Origin of the sequence: Vibrio sp. 2-1-2a (assembly GCF_032648565.1) — a bacterium.
GTDB classification, from domain to species: domain Bacteria; phylum Pseudomonadota; class Gammaproteobacteria; order Enterobacterales; family Vibrionaceae; genus Vibrio; species Vibrio diabolicus.
In genome coordinates, this window is record NZ_WBOH01000005.1 from 50,232 (window position 1) to 71,265 (window position 21,034).

Below are 21,034 nucleotides of genomic sequence, written 5' to 3' on the forward strand. Positions count from 1 at the left end.
GCTGCATTTCGGTTATTTGAATATCTATGCTTCCTTGCGACGGGAAAGTTCCCAGACGAATAAACAAGTGGCGAATATTAGAGGTCGATCACACTTTTGTCTAGTACAAAAAGTCCCCATTTTCAATCTGTTATTGACAATATCCCGACAGTAGTGTCGGGATATTGTCGTTATGATAAATTGTGATCACTTATGATGAGATACATTCACATTTAGGGCTGTTTTAGGCTATTTTCTCAACGAATTGAGCTTAGCTTGAGCAAGGCCAAAAATCGTATCTATTGGATAAGAACCTTCATCGGTTGGCTCACCGGCGACTTTCCCCGTGAACAGCTCGATGGCTTCAGTGACATGATCAATCGCCCAAATATTAAACTCACCTTTTTCTACTGCTTTCACGACGTCGGAACGGAGCATCAAGTTGTGAACGTTAGATTGCGGGATAATGACCCCCTGCCCTTCATGACGACCTTTAATCACACACACATCGTAAAAGCCTTCAATTTTTTCGTTCACACCACCAATCGGCTGAGCTTCACCAAACTGATTCATCGAGCCTGTAATCGCAATGTCTTGTCGGTTTGGTTGCTTTGAAAAAGCAGACACTACAGCACATAGCTCTGCCATGCTGGCACTATCACCGTCGACACCACCATAAGATTGCTCAAACGTAATCGTTGTGGTTAATGGTACTCGCGCCGTTTTACCAAATACGGAAGACAAGTAGGCCGATAGAATCATCACACCTTTAGAGTGAATACTGCCGCCCAAATCCACACTGCGTTCGATATCGATAACATCTCCATCGCCGTAACACGTCGTCGCGGTGATGCGATTCGGCGCACCAAACATGTAGTCACTGGTACTTAATACCGAGAGGGCATTCACTTGACCGATAGCCTTCCCTTCAGTGCGAATCAAGGTTGTACCGTTAACAAACGTTTCCATCACGCTGTCGCGTAATCGGCTCACTCGCATTTCTTGGTTCTTGAGCGCCTCTTCCACATGACCGATACGGATCATGTTGGAGTTGGCTTGACGAGCAACGTAGTTTGACTCACGTAATAAATTCGCAATATTGGCAGAGTGGAGTGATAGCTTGGTTTGATCACCAGACAAGCGTGAACTGTATTCGATAATCCGTCCCATGGACTTTCTATCACAGTGCAGCATATTGTTATCGTTCACGACGCTAGAAATAAAGCGCGCATAGTGCAGTTCCGACTCTGGCGTTCGCTTCATCTCATCTTCAAAATCCGCTGTCACTCGGAACAACTCACTGAACTCTGGATCGTAATGCTGCAGCAATTGATAAGTTCGGTAGTCACCAAACAGAATGATTTTAATATCGAGCGGGATAGGCTCGGGATCGAGTGATACCGCCCCTGTCAATGTCACTTCTTTTTCTAGGGAGGTAAAGCTCAATTGACGAGCACGCAGTGCGCGCTTCAAACCATCCCAAACGTAAGGCTGTTCAAGCACTTTCTGTGCATCCATTAACAGAACGCCACCATTCGCCTTATGCAAACTCCCCGCACGAATCAGCGAAAAGTCGGTAAACACGGTTCCCTTGAAAGTGGCAGTCTCAATCGAACCGAAGAGCGAATGGTAATTGGGGTTTTCTTCAACAACGATAGGAAAGTCACTGCTGTTGCGGCTTACCAAGACGTTCACTTTATAACGACGTGGCAATTTTTTATCCAACGACGCCGTTGCAATTTCGCCTTGCTCACCACTTTGATCAAGGAAGATATCTGCGTTTTCAACAATATCTTTTTGCAGCTCAGTTAAGTACGTTTTGATTTCAGAATATTCCGCGTAATCCACTTTGAGTTTTTTGATGAAGTGAGTAATCACATCGAGCGTCACTTCATCATTAAGCTTTTTGATTTTATCGCTGTACGTCTCTTCCCACTCCGTGAGCTCACGGACCATCGAGCGTAATCGCACTTCGAGTTCATCAATAGCATCGCTGAACTGCTCTTGCTCTTTCTTACTTAGTGCATCAAAAGACTCTTCCGTATGAAGCTCGTCACCATTCATGGCGACAAACTGATAATCGCCTTGTGTGGTAAGCGTCAAGCTAATGCCTTTCTCTTTTGCCTCTCGGCTAATGCGGTCCAGCTCGTTTTGTTGTTTCGCTGCCAATTGATTTTTTAATCGCTCAGCGCGGCTAAAGTACATTTCATTGTCGAACGCTAGGGGTAAAGCATTCAGTAGTTTGCCCATTAAGGCTTCAATATCAACACGTAACTTATTCCCGATACCACAAGGCAGCTTCAATACCTTGGGTGTGCGGGTATCTTCAAAGTTCGCAACGTAACACCAATCAAACAAGGCTGCTGCATCGTGCTGGTGACGATTCAGATAGCGCAGGATCATGGTGCGTTTACCTAGCCCATTCTGACCAATGGCGTAGATGTTATACCCTTTCTCTTTGATGGACATCGCAAACTCGACCGCTTTTTGCGCGCGCTCTTGGCCCACAATCTCATCAATTGGAGGTAACTCCTTGGTCGACTTACATGGCATATTCTCTAGATCTGCTACAGAATATAGCTGCTTAGCTTCCAATCTTAGTATTGCCATATCCACTTCCTTTTTCTTATTTTCGTCATTTGAGTGTAGAGATTATTTGCTTAATTTTAAGTGATTTACCTTCCACCCTAGTTTGATTGGACATTTTATGAGCATAAAAGTGATATCAATACGCACTTGCAATTGATAATCAATTTCATTTAATATCAAAGCAAATCAACTCTTGTGGAGATGGACATGAATATTGAGCAATGCTGGATGCGCTACTTAAAAGCAGAGCAATTGATGGAACAAGGCCACTGGCCCGAGGCACATCGTTTATACGACGATGTACTCAGCAATCTACCGAACCACATTCATTCGGCGCTCGAAAATGCTCAAACCAAACCTTGTCAGTTTGTCTGTCTCATCACCGGGCTGAGAGATGCGTGCGTCGCACAATCGGAGATTCTCAACAAACTCGGATTGCAGCACGATGCTTTTTCAACACTCAATCAAACGTACGCACTGTTCCAATTCTTGCAACTAGAGAATCATGAACTTATTGAGCGTGTGGGTCATTTACTTGGTCAACAAAGTGAAGACTTGTTAGCTCATATGGCGGCATTTTGCTCTGCTCAACGCAATGCTCAATGGATGATTGAGCTAGACCATGTGACGCGCGCACATGAGCAGTTTTTGCATTTGCAAGCGATGAGTTCGGCAAAGCCTTCGCCTTCTCACCTTTATAATTAATCTAAAGCCCAAGCATTGAGGCCAGCTAGGTTTGTGCTGTCCATTGCTTGAGTATCATTTGCTTTACCAACCACAAGGATCTGTGATGTCTTCTAAAACCATTCTTTCGGTGAATAACCTATCGGTCAGCTTTACGACAAACGATGGGATCGTCGATGCAGTAAAGAATGTTAGCTTCGATTTAAAAGAAGGCGAGACGCTTTCCATCGTTGGCGAGTCTGGGTCTGGCAAGTCAGTATCAACCAATGCATTGATGAAACTATTGACAGACAACGCTATTTTGCATACGAACTCATCCATCATGTTTGAGGGTAGCTCCATCTTGGATAAAACGGAGCGTGAAATGCAAAGCATTCGCGGTGATCGTATCGGTATGATTTTTCAAGAGCCGATGACCTCACTGAACCCATACATGCGGGTGGGGATCCAAGTTGCTGAGGCCATCATGTGCCACCGTCCAGTGGATAGACGGAAAGCCAAAGCGAGAGTGTTAGAGCTGTTTGAACTGGTTCACATGCCAGAGCCAGAGAAAGCGTACAGCAAATATCCGCACGAGTTTTCTGGCGGTCAGTTGCAACGCATCATGATTGCAATGGCATTGATTAACGAACCCGATATTTTAATTGCCGACGAACCAACCACCGCGTTAGATGTCACGGTTCAAGCAGAAGTGCTGCACCTGATTAAAGAAATTCAGGCTCAGATGGGCATGGCAATCCTATTTATTACTCATGATTTAGGCGTCGTAAAACACTTTGCCGACCGTGTCATTGTGATGTGTAAAGGGGAAGTCGTCGAAGAAGGCGAAACGCAAACACTCTTCGAAGACCCAAAGCACGAATACACACGTATGCTGATCAACTCGATTCCAAAAGGCAGTAAGGACCCTATTAGCGAGAGTGCTACACAACTATTAAAAGCTGACGATATACGAGTCAAATTCTTGATAAAGTCGCATTTTATTGCCAGTAAAAATGAGTACTTCGAAGCCGTAAAAGGCATTTCTCTTGAGCTCAAACAAGGGGAAACACTCGGGATTGTTGGGGAATCCGGTTCAGGCAAGTCTACCCTCGGCCGCGCACTGATAGGCCTCCTGCCATCCACAGGTAAAATCGAATACAAAGGCCAAGATATGGCTTTGCTGACAAACAAAGAACGTTTTGAGCTGAAAAAAGACGTTCAGATGGTGTTCCAAGACCCTTATGGTTCGCTTTCTCCTCGTATGACTATCGGCGAGATCATCACTGAAGGATTAACTGTCCACCAGCCAACGTTGAGTAAAAAAGAACGTATGCAGAAAGCACGCGACGTGCTTCGAGAGGTTCGCTTAGATCCCGCGTCCATCAACCGCTATCCGCACGAGTTTTCAGGAGGCCAGCGTCAGCGTATTGCTATCGCGCGAGCACTGATCCTTGAACCTTCGTTTATTTTGCTTGATGAGCCGACCTCTGCATTGGACCGCTCGGTTCAACTGACTGTGATTGATCTCCTGAAAGATTTGCAGAAAAAGCATAACATTGGCTACTTGTTTATTAGCCACGATCTATCAGTCGTCAAAGCCCTTTCTGATCGTGTTCTTGTCATGCAAAAAGGCGAGGTCATGGAACAAGGTACAGCCGAAAATATTTTCCAAAACCCTAAAAATGACTACACGAAAAAACTGATAGATGCCTCATTTGATCTTGAAAACAGTGAAAATCAGCACAATGCGGCTTAGGTTCATCACAGTTTCATATTCATAAACTAGGATTAAGAAAAGGTGATGATTTCATCTTGTCTTAAGAATGGCATAGCTGCCTTTCGGTTTGGCCGCCGAGACTGGTTGGTTCAAGAGTCAGACTTAGTCAACCTGACTCAAATACTGGTAAACAGTATGAATTGAGTTCCCCCAACCATGAAAAATGCCGCGACAGAGTCGCGGCATTTTTTATTCTCAGAAGCTTCGAGTAACTAAGGCATTAAATCGACTCAATACCCATATTGTATAACGTAAATGCATACACGTCTGTGGTGAGGTCAATTTGCTTACTCAACGGCATCCCTGCACCATGTCCAGCATTGACATCAATGCGTATTAATACTGGATTAGCGCCTTGCTGCTTGTCTTGCAGCTCCGCAATAAACTTGTACGAATGTGCTGGAACCACACGATCGTCGTGATCGGCAGTTGTCACCAATGTCGCAGGATACTGCACGTTTTCTTTTACATTGTGAACAGGAGAGTAGCCAAGCAAGTATTGGAACATCGCTTCGCTTTGTTCAGACGTGCCATAGTCATACTTCCAGCCTTCTCCAGACGTAAACGTGTGGTAACGGAGCATATCAAGCACACCTACAGCTGGCAGCGCCACCTTAAATAACTCAGGACGTTGCGTCATACACGCACCAACCAACAAGCCGCCATTTGAACCACCACGAATCGCTAGACGCTCGGAGCTAGTGTAGTCGTTTTCAATCAGGTATTCCGCCGCCGCAATAAAGTCATCAAACACGTTTTGCTTTTGCTGCTGAGTGCCTGCGTTGTGCCAGGCTTTACCGTATTCACCGCCGCCTCGCAAGTTGGCGACAGCGTAAATACCACCCAACTCTAGCCAGTTGGCCACATTGCCAGAAAACATTGGAGTGAGGCTGATGTTAAAACCGCCGTAACCATACAGCATGGTTGGCGCACTGCCATCAAGCGCGATGCCCTTCTTGTATGAGATGATCATCGGAACTTGCGTGCCATCTTTTGAGGTGTAGAACACCTGTTTTGATTCATACTCACTGCGATCGAATGGCGCTTTTGATTCTTGAAACAGCGTCGATTCACCAGACTCAACATCAAATGAGAAGATCGTCGGTGGCGTCACGTAGTTAGTAAAGGTGTAATACAGCGTTGTTTCTTCTTTTTTACCCGCTAGACCATAAGCCGTGCCCTCTCCCGGCAGTTCAACATCTCGAATCCACTCACCTTGATAGTTAAACTGCTGCACTTTAGAAAGCACATCCACCATATAAGTCGCAAACAGATAACCGCCACCTTTGCTGATTTCTAACGGCTGTTCTAGTTCAGCAATCACATCCATCCATTGCGCTGTTCGGGTGTTGTAGCTGACAACTTTGCCATTCGGCGCATCTAGGTTGGTGTAAAGCAGCAAGGTTTCGTCTTGACTATCAATCAAGTAGGTGTCGCCTTGCGTTGTATCACGAAGCGTCACAATCGCTTGGGACTCAGACTGTAAATCGATATAAAACAGACGATTACCCGATGTGGATTCTGCGCCAGAAATAATGAGGAAGCGATCGTCCGTCGTCGTGGTACCAGACACATAACGGTGAACCTGCGTATCCAACTCACCGAAAATCACTTTATCTTCAGACTGAGGTGTACCAAGTTCATGATAATAAAGCTTGTGATGTTCAGTTCGCGCAGATAACTCACTGCCTTGCGGCTTATCATAGCTTGAGTAATAGAAGCCTTTGCTGCCCAGCCAAGAAATCGACGTAAACTTCGCATCCACAATCTCAGGCTCTAACTGTTCTTTGGTTTCCGCATCAATAACAAAGATCTTGCGCCAGTCACTGCCCCCTTCCGAGATGGAATACGCGACCAAACGATAATCTTTCGAGAAGCTGACTTCGCCAAGAGAGGTCGTGCCCTCTTCAGAGAACGTATTTGGGTCAAGGAAGACTTCGGCTTCTCCCTCGCCTTTACGGCGATACAATACGCTTTGGTTTTGCAAACCGTCGTTTTTGTAGAAATAGGTGTAGTCACCACGTACAAATGGCTGGGAATATTTTTCGTAGTTTTGGCTGTTCGCGACCAAGTCACGGATTTGTTGGCGATACGGGATCTGACCAAGAAAATCGAAGGTCACTGAGTTTTGACCCGAAACCCATTGTGCGGTTTCTTCGCTGCGATCATTTTCTAACCAGCGATAAGGGTCGGCAATGTCGTGACCAAAGTAAGTGTCCACGACAGAATCTTTACGTGTTTTTGGGTAATGCATAACGTCCGTGTTACTCCGTTGTTTTTATTAAGTTGTTTATTTTCATATCGTTTTATTGCGGTGATTACCTTAGAGCACCCAATATTGATTTCAACGACATTGTTTTAAATCTATGAAGAACCTAGAAATAATGAGATATCGTTAAGTAACGATCACGAATGTGCTCAATAAGCAGTTTCACTTTATTCGGTGGTTGACGAGTAAACGGGTACACCGCATAGATACCCAACTTTTTACCCACTAGTTCAGGAAAAATATCCACCAGTTGACCATTGCGAATATCGTGATACACCAAGCATCGCGGGACGTAAGCTATACCATGGCCGCCCAGAGCGGCTTTACGTAATGCGGTCGCGTTATCAGTAGAAAAGCAGCCCGATACTTTGACGATGTAATTACCATCTTCGCCTTTAAACTCCCAGTCTGTTGCACCTGTGGTTTGGTAAGCGTATTGCAGACAATTGTGCGTGGTGAGATCAATCGGCTCGATCGGCTTCCCATTTTTAGCGATATATGAAGGGGACGCGCATACCACCCATTGGGAATCGAGAATATGTCGTGCGATCAAACTGGAATCGGCTAGGTAGCCAGTTCGAATGACCAAATCATAGCCATCAGCCACCAAATCGACAAAGCGGTTATCCAATGACATGTCCACGGTCAGACCCGGATGAAGGTTACAAAATTCCGCAACGGCATCAGCAAGTATCAAATCTCCAGAGATACAAGGCACGGACATTTTTATGTGACCGCTCACATTCTCTCCAAAGCCTGCAACAGCGTCCATAGCCTCCTGAGTGGCCTGCTTCACATTTTTAGCACTGTGGAGTAACACCTTACCTGCTTCGGTTAAGGTCAATTTACGCGTTGTTCGATATAATAGCTGCGCCCCTATCTCTTCCTCCAACCTTGCCATTCTTTTGCTAACTACCGAATTTGTAAGGTTATTTGCTTCTGCAACCTTACTAAAACTGCCCAGTTCGATTACTTGAGAAAATAGGATTAAGTCGTCTGCTCTCATACGATTATGTCACTTTTGGAATTAATTATTTTCATTATTTCCCTATATCAACAAAAAATAAAGGAGTAAATTCACGCCAAATTAACAAAACCATTACAACAAAAAGTCACCTCTACAGCGGATTGACACCGTTCGAGAAGTCAGCGTACGAAGGATGTACAAATGAGTGAAACCCTACTTGCCCTAGTGGCATTTTCGCCAATTGTTGTTGCCGCCATCTTATTGGTTGGTCTCAACTGGCCTGCTAAAAAAGCCATGCCTGTTGCGTTCGGTTTAACCGTCGCTATTGCCCTAATGTTTTGGGATATGTCAGCCAATCGCGTACTGGCTTCTGTATTCCAAGGGCTAGGCATTACTGTCTCTGTTCTATGGATCGTGTTTGGTGCCATCTTCTTGCTCAACACTTTAAAACACACTGGAGCGATCACCACTATCCGTAATGGATTTACCGATATTTCAGCTGACCGCCGTGTGCAAGCCATCATCATTGCTTGGTGTTTTGGCTCATTCATTGAAGGCGCATCAGGGTTCGGTACCCCGGCAGCAATTGCTGCACCACTACTGGTTGCAATCGGCTTCCCTGCGCTAGCCGCTGTCCTAATGGGCATGATGATCCAGTCAACGCCTGTTTCATTCGGTGCGGTGGGTACGCCAATCATCGTGGGTGTAAACAAAGGTTTAGACACCCATAACATCAGTGAGTCTTTGGCTGCACAAGGCGCAACATGGGAAATGTACCTGCAAGATATCACCGCGCACGTTGCTGTGATTCACGCTGTTGTAGGTACGATGATCCCTGTATTAATGGCGATGATGTTAACACGTTTCTTCGGCAAGAACAGAAGCTGGAGTGAAGGTCTGGATATTCTACCATTTGCTTTATTCGCAGGTGTCTCTTTCACTGTGCCATACGCATTAACTGGTGTGTTCTTGGGTGCAGAATTCCCTTCACTAATCGGTGGTTTGGTTGGTCTTTCTATTGTTGTTACCGCAGCGAAAAAAGGCTTCTTAGTACCAAAGACTAAGTGGGATTTCGAAAGCGAAGACAAATGGCCTGCTGAATGGCTGGGCTCGCTAAAAGTCGATCTAAACGACAATCCAGGCAAGCCAATGAGCATCGTAAAAGCTTGGGTACCATATGTAATGCTGGCGGTAATTCTCGTCGCAAGCCGCGTAAGTCCGGAACTGAAAGGCTTTGTACAAAGCGTAAGTTTGTCGTTCAGCAATATTCTTGGTGAGACTGGTGTGAGTGCCGCTATTCAGCCATTGTACCTGCCAGGTGGCATCCTCGTGTTTGTCGCACTGCTTGCCGCAATGTTACAAAGCGGTAGCGCAAAGCCATTGCGTGAAGCGTTTGGCGAGTCAAGCAAAACACTGATTGGCGCGGGGTTTGTCTTGGTATTTACCATCCCGATGGTTCGTATCTTCATCAACTCTGGTATTAACGGCGCTGACCTAGCAAGCATGCCGGTCACAACAGCGAACTTTGCCTCTGACCTTGTCGGTTCTGCGTTCCCAGCACTAAGTGCCACCGTTGGTGCGCTGGGTGCGTTCATCGCTGGCTCAAATACGGTTTCAAACATGATGTTCAGCCAGTTCCAATTCGAAGTGGCACAAACACTGTCTATTTCGAGTGTGATTGTTGTGTCGCTTCAAGCCGTTGGTGCTGCCGCAGGTAACATGATTGCGATTCACAACGTTGTTGCCGCATCAGCCACCGTAGGCTTACTTGGCCGTGAAGGCGCAACATTACGTAAGACTATTATCCCTACGTTCTACTACATTGTAATGACGGGCATTATTGGTTTGGTGTTGATTTACGGCCTCCAAATGACGGATGTCTTGATGAAGTAACGCGAAACGCAGGGTTTGTAGCCCTGCCTAATTTGACACAGCTGTCAGCACTACTACCCCGACATGTTGATTTAGCTTGCTACATCAATCCCCCCGGCAGCTGTGTCATCCTTTCCAATTTGTATAACTGATTGAGTTATTTAACAAAATCTTTCAATCAATTATGTAAATGAGTTACCAACATCACCAGTTCAAACGTAAGTGAACCATAGGTAACTATACTCATTTTGATGCCTTCACTGCTTTGCGATGAAGGCTCAACGAAAGAGCAAATTGCTCCACAACTTTGCTTAGAATAACCGCTAGGACACCATTATGATTATCTCAGCTTCTACTGACTACCGCGCTGCCGCGAAAGCCAAGCTTCCCCCGTTTCTATTCCATTATATTGATGGCGGTTCTTACGACGAACGCACGCTGAAGCGTAATACTGACGATTTAGGTGATGTCGCTCTTCGCCAACGCGTCCTACGCGATATGACAGATTTGAGCCTAGAAACCGAGATCTTCGGTGAGAAACTGGCAATGCCAATCGCGCTAGCTCCTGTTGGTCTAACTGGTATGTACGCGCGCCGAGGCGAAGTGCAAGCAGCAAAAGCGGCCGAGAAAAAAGGCATCCCGTTTACTATGTCGACTGTTTCGGTTTGTCCGATTGAAGAAGTCGCACCTGCAATTGAACGTCCAATGTGGTTCCAGCTTTACGTGCTTAAAGACCGTGGCTTTATGAAGAACGTGCTTGAGCGTGCAAAAGCTGCGGGCGTAACAACGCTGGTGTTTACCGTTGATATGCCAGTTCCTGGCGCGCGTTACCGTGACATGCACTCAGGCATGAGCGGCCCTAACGCAGCCATGCGTCGTGTATTCCAGGCGATGCGCCACCCAAGCTGGGCACTGGATGTGGGCCTACTTGGTAAACCGCACGACTTAGGTAACATCTCAACGTATCGCGGCGAACCAACAAAACTAGAAGATTACATCGGCTGGTTAGGCGCAAACTTCGACCCGTCTATCTCCTGGAAAGACCTTGAGTGGATTCGTGACTTTTGGGATGGCCCTATGGTCATCAAAGGCATCCTCGACGAAGAAGATGCGAAAGATGCGGTACGTTTCGGCGCGGATGGCATTGTGGTATCTAACCATGGTGGTCGTCAGTTAGATGGCGTACTTTCAAGTGCTAAAGCACTACCAAGCATTGCAGATGCGGTAAAAGGCGATCTTAAGATCTTTGTTGACTCAGGTATCCGTACTGGTCTTGATGTGGTTCGTATGCTCGCGCTGGGCGCAGACTGCACACTGCTTGGTCGTTCATTTGTGTACGCATTGGCTGCACAAGGCGGCGCAGGCGTTGAAAACCTACTGGATCTGTACGACAAAGAAATGCGTGTAGCTATGACGCTTACTGGTGCGAAGTCTATCGCGGACCTTTCTCGCGATTCCTTGGTGAAAATCCCATAATCTTTGCAGGCGAGCAAAACAGAAACGAAAAAACGAGCCACAGTTGGCTCGTTTTTTATTGCTCTTCAACCCGATAATTTGACGAGCAAGCTAACTAACTTGGTGAACGTACTCGATCACGACTTGGTTGCCGTCGATAAACACGTTACTGATATCGCCATCCACCGTCACACGATTTTGTAAATAAACCGTACCAGATGCAGATAGATCACGCTCCGTCAAAGACGGAATCACCTGACCAGGACGTACATGTAGCTGCTCGCATAGCTGTTTTACAAAACCTAGCGTCAGTGGAGAATTACCACGTAACAAGCCAGAAAACTCGTGTAGACTCAAACCAAGGCGCTTCGCCATTTCCATTTGAGTGATGTGCATTTTGGCTTTTTGTGACATCCAGATGTCGTAGAGCGCGTTTCGATCCAGCTCTGTAAATTCCATATCTGCCTCCGCTAATTCAAGAGCCAATACACTCTCACACTTACTTAAGATAAATGTTAGCGATAAGTCAGAGAAGTTATAATTGATCGTTCAAATATCAACGCACATCGGAGATGACGAAGCTCCGCACACGAATGGAACGGCGGCTCATCACCCAGTTTCGACCACTCACTTTTCACCTCACGAACTAGCCTACCTCAGGCGATTTATACATAAGTGAATGATTTAAAGGAAATCACTGGGGTGAAGGAGTAATATCTGCTACCTTTCCTTCCATGGTTCACTAGAAAGAAGTTACATATGTCACAGTGGTTTACCGATTTGCAAAGCTATATTGAAACATCTCATCAAGATTGGAGTGGGAGTGTCCTTTTCATTACACTCGCCAGCTTTATTGCTTGGATAGCTTGGCGACTGATCCGCTCTCGTCTCGCAGTACTAGTAGAGAAAACCCCTTTCCACTGGGATGACATGTTGCTTGATGCGCTAAAAGCGCCAGTCAGTACACTCATTTGGTGTTGGCCAGCAACCGTCTCTATCGGCATCATATTAGAGAGCGAGCTCAACGATAAAATAAACTGGTTAAGCACGCTGAAACTGATTTTGGTGATCAGTATCTTCGTCTGGACCGTTATGCGACTCATTACCAATGTTGAAGAGTACGTCCTAGAACAAAAAAACCGAGATGAAACCACAGTACAAGCGATAGCTAAAGTCGCGCGCTTGTTCTTTATTACCGTCGGAATTCTCACTGTGATGCAGGCGTTTGGCTTGTCACTGTCAGGATTGCTCACCTTTGGTGGTGTCGGTGGTTTAATCGTTGGTTTAGCGGCGAAAGATCTACTATCGAACTTCTTTGGCGGCCTTATGATCTACTTCGATCGTCCGTTTAAAGTTGGCGACTGGATCCGCTCTCCAGATCGCCAAATTGAAGGTACGGTAGAGCGAATTGGCTGGAGAATGACCATCATACGAACTTTCGACAAGCGCCCTCTTTATGTGCCAAACTCTGTGTTTAGCAACATAGTCGTAGAAAACCCATCTCGCATGCTAAACCGACGCATCTACGAAAAAATTGGACTTCGTTACGACGACGCCGAAAAAATGCCGCAAATCATTACAGCGGTGAAAGAGATGCTTAAGAATCACAAAGATATTGATGCACGCCAAACGCTTATCGTCAACTTCGATACGTTCGGTCCATCGTCACTGCATTTCTTCATTTATACCTTCACAAAAACCGTGAATTGGGTGAGATACCATGAGGTTAAACAGGATGTTCTTCTTCAAGTAATTAACATCATTAAAGAACACGAAGCAGATATCGCCTTCCCAACTCAAACACTCAAGCTCGACCCAGTTCAAATGATAAAAGCTGAAGAGCAAGAAGATCACGGCTTCTAATTTCCACCAATACCCAATAACAAAGCCCGCTTTATTCAAGCGGGCTTTTTCATTTTTATTTGCTTGGATTGGTTAGTGTTGCATTAACACCATACGAGCATTCAATGGTTGGATAGGACGATTGTTTTTCCCCATCACTTTCGTAAACGCTTTAATCTGCTCAGGGGAAATGGTTTGTGCTTCTTTCATCACTAACCAACGCACCCCTTCAGAGCATGGTGGTGTCGTTAGTGAGCCATTAAAGCGATAATACGCTTTGTCTTTTGGAAGCAACGCATCCGCTTCAAATGGCAATTTAATCTCTACACCTTGATCTTTACTTGGTATGTTTGCTAGTAACTTCGCTAAATCTGGGTTCGCTTTTCCGGATTGAAAAAACACGGCCACAACCGCCAAATGGCCAGTTGTATCAGCATGCACAAAGTGCGCTTCTAATGGGTATTCTTTGCCATCCACATGGTTTTCTGACGGGGTATGGAAGTGGAACTGCTTTAACGTGAATGCATTGCCATCAATCAACAGTGTGTTGTCACCCTCTAGGCTGGTTTGCAGGGTGTGGCCGTTATTGAGCAATGAGATTGCTTTGCCATGGTAGTCGAACTGCAATTTGTCTAACTTCGCTTCTGCTGCGGAGACAATATTAATTGGACTTTGGTTTTGACCTTTGGAACATTCAGACGCAAACTCGCCCCAATGCTCAGGCCCGTGACTCCCCTCGTAACCCCAGCTTGCTGCGTAAGCTGTTCCTGTAAATACCAACGCCAAACCTAGTGCTGCCAGTGACTTCTTCATAGTTTTCCTTATTCCTTCAAGTTAAATGTTGTGAAAACAAAACCATACTAATCGCACAGAATTAAGCGGGAATAGAGTGAAAACTATGATTACAAAAGTTTTTTGGAATAGATGCCTCTAGTTATGCAATTGATATGATGCTCAAAATTGAACATCAACGATTATCGAGTCGGTATAAGTGCCAGCTGGTGGGGTGGTTTGGCTTGTTATTATCTCTGCGCGATAATTGAAGTTCTGCGGAGTGATGCCATCGGGAATGGTGTCACCCGTATCCACATCGCTCTGTTCACGACGTTCAGAACCAGTACCCCCCCACCGCTCAGTCGATGAGGATTTATAGATTTCATACTCCAAATAGTTACCGCCAGATGCCATGCGTCGTTGGCCTCCGGAGGCATTCACACCGTCGTTTAAACCAATGGTAAAAGCACTGTTCTTGGTACAGGTTAATGATATAACCTGACTGACAGGGTCAAAACCTGCCACCAATGGTGATGAACCAAAATTAATATCTGGCGCCGTGATCATACAATCGGGAGTGACTTCCAACTCTACCGTAATCAAGCTTTGTGCATTGCCTGTTTCTCGCCCAAGACATACGCCTCCAACTCCAATTCCTGAGCAATAATTCCAAATCCAAGATACCGTAATTTGGTCTCGATAAGTCCCTGCTGAGAGATTACTACCAGCTCCTGTCCGGGCATAAAGCGGAAATTCAGCTTGAGTGCCAAATAAACCTAGTAAATCGAGCAGCCCAATTTCAAAAAAATTGTAAGTTTGGCCAAAAATATACTCTTGCGAAAGGCTTGGGTCTCCAAAAATCTGATAGCTAAGTTCCGAACTGATATCCGCCGCATTAAGCAACCGCCCATCGTTAGCGCTGTTAAACGTTGCAGACACATAATCGCCACTCAACAAAGAAACAAGTGTAGAAAAGTCACACGTTATCCCTGCGTGAGGCTGGGCTGAGCTCTGTTGCTGAATAGTTGAAACGGTAAACGAGGAAACGCTTCCAAATTGAATCAAAGGCGTCGGCGCAGTGAGCTCACAAGCCATGTTACCGGACGATATAAAAAGAAGAAAAAACCAAAGATAACGAGAATACCGACTCATAATTGTACCTCTGCTTTTTGCTCTTTCGTGCAGACTTGTTTACCTAATGTCTGTATTTTCTCGCTCCGTGTTTGATAGAGTCCCGTTATAAATACTTTACATGGTGGAAAGCCTTCGGGGTAAAAGATAATGTACTCACCTACATTACGCCCCTCAAAATACGTCACTCCATCCCAACCAATTTGCCCTACCACTCCAGTATCTGATTGACCATAAGTTCCTAATGGCAAGTAGGCGTCATTTTCATCAACAACCTCCATGCTTAACGCAACTTGCAAAGCTATTGGGAACTCGAGCAAATAGCCGTACCCAGAATGTATCGAAGCGTATTGTTCTGTTGTTGGGAAAAAAGCATTGGCTGGTAATCTAAGCGGATCAATTTCATATTTTGCGGTGTAATATGCCATTGCCCACGGCACAAGTAAGTAACCGTCATCATCAGTCAATCCAACAACTTGATTCTCATATTTGACGGGCACACCTTCAAAACCGCTAGTACTGACAACAGCGAAACTATCATACACATTATTTGCAGGGAATATTTCACCATCGAGTGACGCAACCGAACCCGACATTTCGGCAAAATAATCGTAATTACCACTCGTCCCATTTAAGCCCGCTCGGAACTCCGCCCAAGAGGCTCGGTAAGTAACATCGGCCTGCTTTCTATTGTCAGGCTTTTCATTAATATCATGCGCTAAGTTGATTCCCCAACCACCTCGAATCGGCGCAAGTCGACTAACACTAGCACGGCCACTAAGATGACCATCGCTTTCACGCTTCATGGTTAATCCCGCGCTACCAGAGAAAGCGCTCAAAGGTAATGAGAATTGTGCTAACGTAACGGCCTCCCCACCGATGTTTCGATTAAACGATAATGACATGTTGATATCGAACGGAAGCGAGCGGCTGTAAGTTACATTAAGTATTCTCGATCGAGAGTCGGTTTGCTGAACATCAAAGTATCCCCCTGATAACGAACCCCACTCATTCAGCCGTGCGCCAACATTTATCTGAGAGACATGTCGAGACAAATTCTCTCGCTCGTTAGTGTCATCACTTCTCAAGCTCTCTGGTGTTTGGGAGAGCGTGTAAAATCCCTCGCTCTCAACTTGGGTACGAGCGGCAAAGCTAAACATTCGAGATTGATAACTATAACCAACTGAATAGGAATTCGCTCTCTGCTCATAATTGCTAAACCTTACCGCCCCATCAATCGTTCCCATATTGAATAGGTTGGTAACAAAACCGACTCCCGCAACAATTAAGTCATCTTTCGCTTCCGTTTGTGCCTCCAAAGTTAGCCAGTCTGTCATTCCGTGCCTCGCAGCGGCGACAACAGCACCATCGCCATAGTCATTTGAAGCGTTGCCATAGTTTCGGCGTAAAGCACCAAAACTGGCGTTGTAAGAGGTGTAGTTAGCCTTCAGCAAGTTGGCTGAAAGGAAAAATGGACTGGTCATTGCAGTCCGCCTTCCCTGGGCATCCGTTGCAATCACTGTGGCTTCACCAGTTCCCGATACCATTGGAATATCATTAATAACAAACGGTCCCGGCCCCACAAACATTGAATCGGTTTTTAATCCGTTTACAAATAAATCTAACGTAGTGGGAGCAGTTACTTCGCCATAAAATGCAGGTAAAGGTGCGGTAACCACATCTGGACGCATAGAGAAGTCATGTGAGAGTTGAATACCAGCCATTCGAACTGGTTGACTCCACGCAAGGGGCCTCACAATGTAATCCCCTACTTCAAAGCGCAATCGACGACTTTGCTCAACATATTCGTACCTCGTGTCGAAGCGCGTATATTTATTACTTTGTTGCGCTTGAACGTCTCGATGAAGGTTAGATTTAAATATTCCCGTGGTAGAAAGTACGCCGAATTCGGAAAAGGCTCTCAATTCGTGGTTAATAGATACTTCTTTTTGACTACTCTCGTGATCATAAACACCAAACACACTGTAATTAAATAACCCACCAGTTCCGAATTTAGCAGGGGAAAAACGCCTCCTGTTCTGCGCAGAAAAGCGTTGCATCGGCAACCAATTCGGAGGCACTGTGATTGATAATTGCAGTGACGATTGCAAATAATCGACCTCTACACCCGATATTGATGTTATGTCTAACTTCTCTTGCGTCCCAGGTAATACATCCGCGACCACGCCAGCAGAAAGTAAATCGTCTCTATACACGAAGTAACGCTCGCCTTTACGTTCAACATCCGAGATTAAACCAGTCGGTCGTTGATTAATGACTAGTTCTAACGACAAATGAATATTTTCAAAGTTCTCATAAGAAAAGTTTTCAGGACTAGGTAACTGCGATAAATGGGTCACTACGTTATCGCACCAACCCACGCCAGGCGTCATACTGGTAAATAAACAAGATAGATATAAAATCTTATTCATTTTGTTCGAGTGGAATAACGTAACGCTTACCTTCAATATCCGCCTTTACTTTTATATTTTTCATATTGGAGTAAGAAATAGGCCACGTTTTATATTGCTCAGGTAATATATACCCTGCTAACCCTTTCGAAACGATAAAAGGCGATTGGTTTGGTTCGGTCACTGCTAGGTTGACTAATCTGACATAGTGATTACTGGTGTTTTCTATATGAATAAGGTTCTTATCTTTACTCTTTATAATCTTTGCCTGTAGTCCGCTCCAAACTTCATTTGTTCCTTGGGATTGTCTTTTCATCCCTTTACCGTACATAAACAATGGTATGGAATATCTCATTCTCACTTTTACTGCCAGATCATTTTCTTTATTTTCATCTTGAGGCCCTTTAGCTGGCGGGAGTTCATCGATGATAATACGATATGCGTACTCTTTATTCGAAAGCGCCCCATCTTGATTTAATATACGAATAAGTTGCTTGGCACCAGGTGCAATTTTCACAAAAGGAGGCGTAGCTATCAGTTGTCGTTGCTGCGCATATGTATCCTGCCCATCCTTCTGCCCCCACTGAAAAATACGAACCTGCAAATAAAAATCTTCAGCGCCTTGATTAACCATCCAAATTGATGTCGCATTCGATTCAGAAGATATTTTAGGGTAAATAGGCCAAATAAGGAGAGAATTAGCATAGGCCTGTGAAGTTAACGTTGATAAGAAAATAGTGACGAAAACCAGTCTTTTTATTATTAAATCCATTTAATTTCTCCGAAGGTTATCATTTCTTCGAAACAGCGCTTACCACTCAAGCGTTAAGGTAAGAGTATCTGTATAAATACCAGCGATTTCATTTCCATTTAATATCGCCTTTGCCCAAATTGGCACCTGAATGTTGTCAGGGTCTTCATTAGTTCCAACAGAATAGGGGGTATCAATGTCTAATACTTGAGAGTGTTCTGCATCTTCAAATAATAAATAATCCACCGTACTCGACTGTTCTGTGTGCTTCAGCTTGCGTACCCCTACCGAAGCGTTCAAACCACCGTCAATCTTAATATTCATGGCTATGCCTGGAGTACAACTTAACGTAAGCCCACCGTTGTAGGTGATGCTGCCTTCTACTTCCGCAGCATAAATAGCAGAATGTTCACCAAAGTTTAACTCTCCTATTGTTCCAATTTGAGTGTTACTCTCTTCTGTCAGCGCACCATTGATCAGACATCCCGTATCAATGGTCGCTGACACTTGGAAAGTTTCACTCTGCGCTGCAAAAATAGGATTGGAAAAAGTGGCACACGCGGTGAATAAAAATACTTTGAGTAATATAGAGTTCACTTACCAACTCAGAGTTACGTTTAGTGTATCAACATAACTCCCTGCGACGCTGCTGGTACCGTATGCCGTGGCGTACAAATTAATGGTCTCTGAATCAACACCATTAAATGTAGAGAGTGCTATAGGGTTACTCGAGGTAAACTGGGTAGAACGATCTGAATCAGTGAAGAGAGTGTAATCCACAAACTCGGATCCGTTGGTCATTGCGTGATTACCTGTCGTCGAACTGGGATCGTTGGCACCACTGACTAAAGAGAAAGTAGGCGTGACTCCATTGCTGCAAAGTATTTCGATCCCCGTACCACCTTCCCCAGTCAAGACTGCTTCTTGCTCAGTAAAAATGGCCGGAACGTCACCAAAATTTAATGAGCCAAAACCAATATTACTGGAACCGTTCACCGCATTGTTGCCATTAATGACACAGCCTTCCACTAAATTGATCGAAACGTCTATCGTACCGCTAATTGTCTCTGCCCTCGTTTGTAAGCTCAACACTGTAAATAACAAGGGAATAATCAAAAAAAATTTTTTCATATGAAGCTCCATTTCTATCTCTGTGAACTCTATACAGATGATTGTATTATTAGTTATAGCTCAACAAATAAAACAAAGTGCATATCAAGATTAAAAAGATAAAAAGAAGCCAGTTCATTGTAGTTGTCAAAAGAAAAGCAGTGCTTTACACCGAGATATTCTTTTAGGTTGGAATATAAAACCACCAATTAACCATACTAAACAAAAGGTCTTTGGTGTATTCTGCATACGTTGAAACACGAAGAAGGCAGTTTTTTCTGAGTTAGACAGCTTTTAGAAACGAAAAGAGATAGGGTGTGAGCTAAATAATAAAAAATCTAAGCGTTTAAAAAACGAAAAAAACGCCCCTTTCGGAGCGCTTTCTTATTTGAGCAGATTATTCCCAGTCAAGGATCACTTTGCCAGACATGCCTGAACGCATGACATCGAAGCCTTCTTGGAAGTCATCAATCTTGTAGTGATGCGTAATAATTGGTGATAGATCCAAACCAGATTGAATCAGTGAAGCCATCTTGTACCATGTTTCGAACATTTCGCGACCATAGATGCCTTTGATAACTAGGCCTTTGAAGATCACTTGGTTCCAATCAATGCCCATATCTGATGGTGGAATACCGAGTAATGCAATACGGCCACCGTGGTTCATTGTGGTTAGCATTGAGTTGAATGCCGCTGGGTTACCAGACATTTCTAGGCCTACGTCAAAACCTTCTGTCATGCCTAGTTCAGCCATTACATCTTCAAGCTTCTCTTCAGCAACATTTACTGCGCGTGTTACACCCATTTTACGAGCTAGCTCTAAACGGTACTCGTTTACGTCTGTGATAACCACATGACGAGCGCCGACGTGTTTCGCAACTGCGGCGGCCATGATGCCGATTGGGCCAGCACCAGTGATGAGCACGTCTTCACCAACTAGATCGAAAGAAAGCGCAGTGTGTACCGCGTTACCGAACGGGTCGAAGATCGATGCTAGATCGTCAGAAATCTCGTCAGGGATCTTAAACGCGTTAAATGCAGGAATCACTAGGTATTCTGCAAATGCGCCTTCACGGTTTACACCCACACCGATCGTGTTGCGACACAAGTGAGTACGACCGCCACGACAGTTACGGCAGTGACCACAAGTGATGTGACCTTCACCAGATACGCGGTCACCGATTTCAAAGCCACGAACTTCCTGACCAATCGCAACCACTTCACCCAAGTATTCGTGACCGACAACCATAGGCACTGGAATTATCTTTTGTGACCATTCGTCCCAGTTGTAGATGTGTACGTCAGTACCACAGATAGCGGTTTTCTTAATTTTGATCAGAATATCGTTATGGCCAACTTCAGGTTTATCAACCTCAGTCATCCAGATGCCTTCTTCAGGCTTTAGCTTTGATAATGCTTTAATTTTCATAATGTAACCTTA

The 21,034-nt window shown here is 44.9% G+C and carries 16 protein-coding genes; 5 read left to right on the forward strand and 11 right to left on the reverse strand.

All coding sequences use genetic code 11. The annotated features are described in order from the left end of the window. Positions 1-228: 228 nt before the first annotated feature. A complete protein-coding gene (locus F7Y48_RS14630; RefSeq protein ID WP_316684947.1) occupies positions 229-2,589 on the reverse strand; it encodes an ATP-binding protein in 2,361 nt (786 codons plus the stop codon). Between the two features lie 186 nt (positions 2,590-2,775). Between F7Y48_RS14630 and F7Y48_RS14635 the strand changes: the two genes are divergently transcribed. Both F7Y48_RS14635 and F7Y48_RS14640 read left to right on the forward strand, forming a co-directional pair. Beyond that, positions 2,776-3,273: a hypothetical protein gene (locus F7Y48_RS14635; RefSeq protein WP_006741947.1), complete on the forward strand. Its 498-nt coding sequence runs from the start codon at positions 2,776-2,778 to the stop codon at positions 3,271-3,273. Positions 3,274-3,358: 85 nt separating this feature from the next. After that, on the forward strand, positions 3,359-4,990 hold the full coding sequence (locus F7Y48_RS14640; RefSeq protein WP_316684949.1) for an ABC transporter ATP-binding protein: 1,632 nt from the start codon (positions 3,359-3,361) through the stop codon (positions 4,988-4,990). A 241-nt stretch (positions 4,991-5,231) separates the two neighbouring features. Here F7Y48_RS14640 and F7Y48_RS14645 read toward each other — a convergent pair whose 3' ends face one another. Both F7Y48_RS14645 and F7Y48_RS14650 read right to left on the reverse strand, forming a co-directional pair. After that, positions 5,232-7,265 (reverse strand): prolyl oligopeptidase family serine peptidase, encoded by a 2,034-nt coding sequence (locus tag F7Y48_RS14645; protein ID WP_316684950.1) that lies wholly within the window; start codon positions 7,263-7,265, stop codon positions 5,232-5,234. Positions 7,266-7,386: 121 nt separating this feature from the next. After that, positions 7,387-8,286 carry a LysR family transcriptional regulator gene (locus tag F7Y48_RS14650; protein WP_005375112.1) on the reverse strand — a complete coding sequence of 300 codons (900 nt, stop codon included), beginning with the start codon at positions 8,284-8,286 and terminating at the stop codon, positions 7,387-7,389. A 162-nt stretch (positions 8,287-8,448) separates the two neighbouring features. On the opposite strand from F7Y48_RS14650, the gene F7Y48_RS14655 reads away from it, so the two are divergent. Together F7Y48_RS14655 and lldD are read left to right on the forward strand one after the other, a co-directional pair. After that, on the forward strand, positions 8,449-10,140 hold the full coding sequence (locus tag F7Y48_RS14655) for an L-lactate permease (protein WP_006741952.1): 1,692 nt from the start codon (positions 8,449-8,451) through the stop codon (positions 10,138-10,140). A 315-nt stretch (positions 10,141-10,455) separates the two neighbouring features. Then, on the forward strand, positions 10,456-11,595 hold the full coding sequence (lldD, locus tag F7Y48_RS14660) for an FMN-dependent L-lactate dehydrogenase LldD (RefSeq protein WP_005383962.1): 1,140 nt from the start codon (positions 10,456-10,458) through the stop codon (positions 11,593-11,595). A 90-nt stretch (positions 11,596-11,685) separates the two neighbouring features. Here lldD and F7Y48_RS14665 read toward each other — a convergent pair whose 3' ends face one another. Then, positions 11,686-12,033 (reverse strand): helix-turn-helix domain-containing protein, encoded by a 348-nt coding sequence (locus F7Y48_RS14665; RefSeq protein ID WP_005375109.1) that lies wholly within the window; start codon positions 12,031-12,033, stop codon positions 11,686-11,688. A 300-nt stretch (positions 12,034-12,333) separates the two neighbouring features. Here F7Y48_RS14665 and F7Y48_RS14670 point away from each other — a divergent pair, with 300 nt between their 5' ends. Continuing rightward, a complete protein-coding gene (locus F7Y48_RS14670; protein ID WP_046875767.1) occupies positions 12,334-13,437 on the forward strand; it encodes a mechanosensitive ion channel family protein in 1,104 nt (367 codons plus the stop codon). Between the two features lie 72 nt (positions 13,438-13,509). Here the strand turns inward: F7Y48_RS14670 and F7Y48_RS14675 are convergent, their stop codons facing one another. The 7 genes from F7Y48_RS14675 to tdh all read right to left on the reverse strand — a co-directional run bounded on the left by F7Y48_RS14675 (position 13,510) and on the right by tdh (position 21,022). Next, on the reverse strand, positions 13,510-14,229 hold the full coding sequence (locus F7Y48_RS14675) for a carbonic anhydrase (protein ID WP_104972908.1): 720 nt from the start codon (positions 14,227-14,229) through the stop codon (positions 13,510-13,512). A 141-nt stretch (positions 14,230-14,370) separates the two neighbouring features. Further along, on the reverse strand, positions 14,371-15,342 hold the full coding sequence (locus F7Y48_RS14680; RefSeq protein WP_170902711.1) for a spore coat protein U domain-containing protein: 972 nt from the start codon (positions 15,340-15,342) through the stop codon (positions 14,371-14,373). Then, positions 15,339-17,714 (reverse strand): fimbria/pilus outer membrane usher protein, encoded by a 2,376-nt coding sequence (locus tag F7Y48_RS14685; RefSeq protein WP_316685051.1) that lies wholly within the window; start codon positions 17,712-17,714, stop codon positions 15,339-15,341. Before F7Y48_RS14685 ends, F7Y48_RS14680 begins: the two co-directional genes overlap by 4 nt. 31 nt (positions 17,715-17,745) lie before the next feature. Beyond that, positions 17,746-18,504 (reverse strand): molecular chaperone, encoded by a 759-nt coding sequence (locus F7Y48_RS14690; RefSeq protein ID WP_258506228.1) that lies wholly within the window; start codon positions 18,502-18,504, stop codon positions 17,746-17,748. 39 nt (positions 18,505-18,543) lie between these two features. Then, positions 18,544-19,080 carry a spore coat U domain-containing protein gene (locus F7Y48_RS14695; RefSeq protein WP_258506230.1) on the reverse strand — a complete coding sequence of 179 codons (537 nt, stop codon included), beginning with the start codon at positions 19,078-19,080 and terminating at the stop codon, positions 18,544-18,546. Then, entirely contained in the window at positions 19,081-19,614 is a 534-nt protein-coding gene (locus tag F7Y48_RS14700; RefSeq protein ID WP_258638615.1) for a spore coat U domain-containing protein, read from the reverse strand. Positions 19,615-19,990: 376 nt separating this feature from the next. Continuing rightward, positions 19,991-21,022 carry an L-threonine 3-dehydrogenase gene (gene tdh / locus F7Y48_RS14705; protein ID WP_258506246.1) on the reverse strand — a complete coding sequence of 344 codons (1,032 nt, stop codon included), beginning with the start codon at positions 21,020-21,022 and terminating at the stop codon, positions 19,991-19,993. Positions 21,023-21,034: the final 12 nt, after the last annotated feature.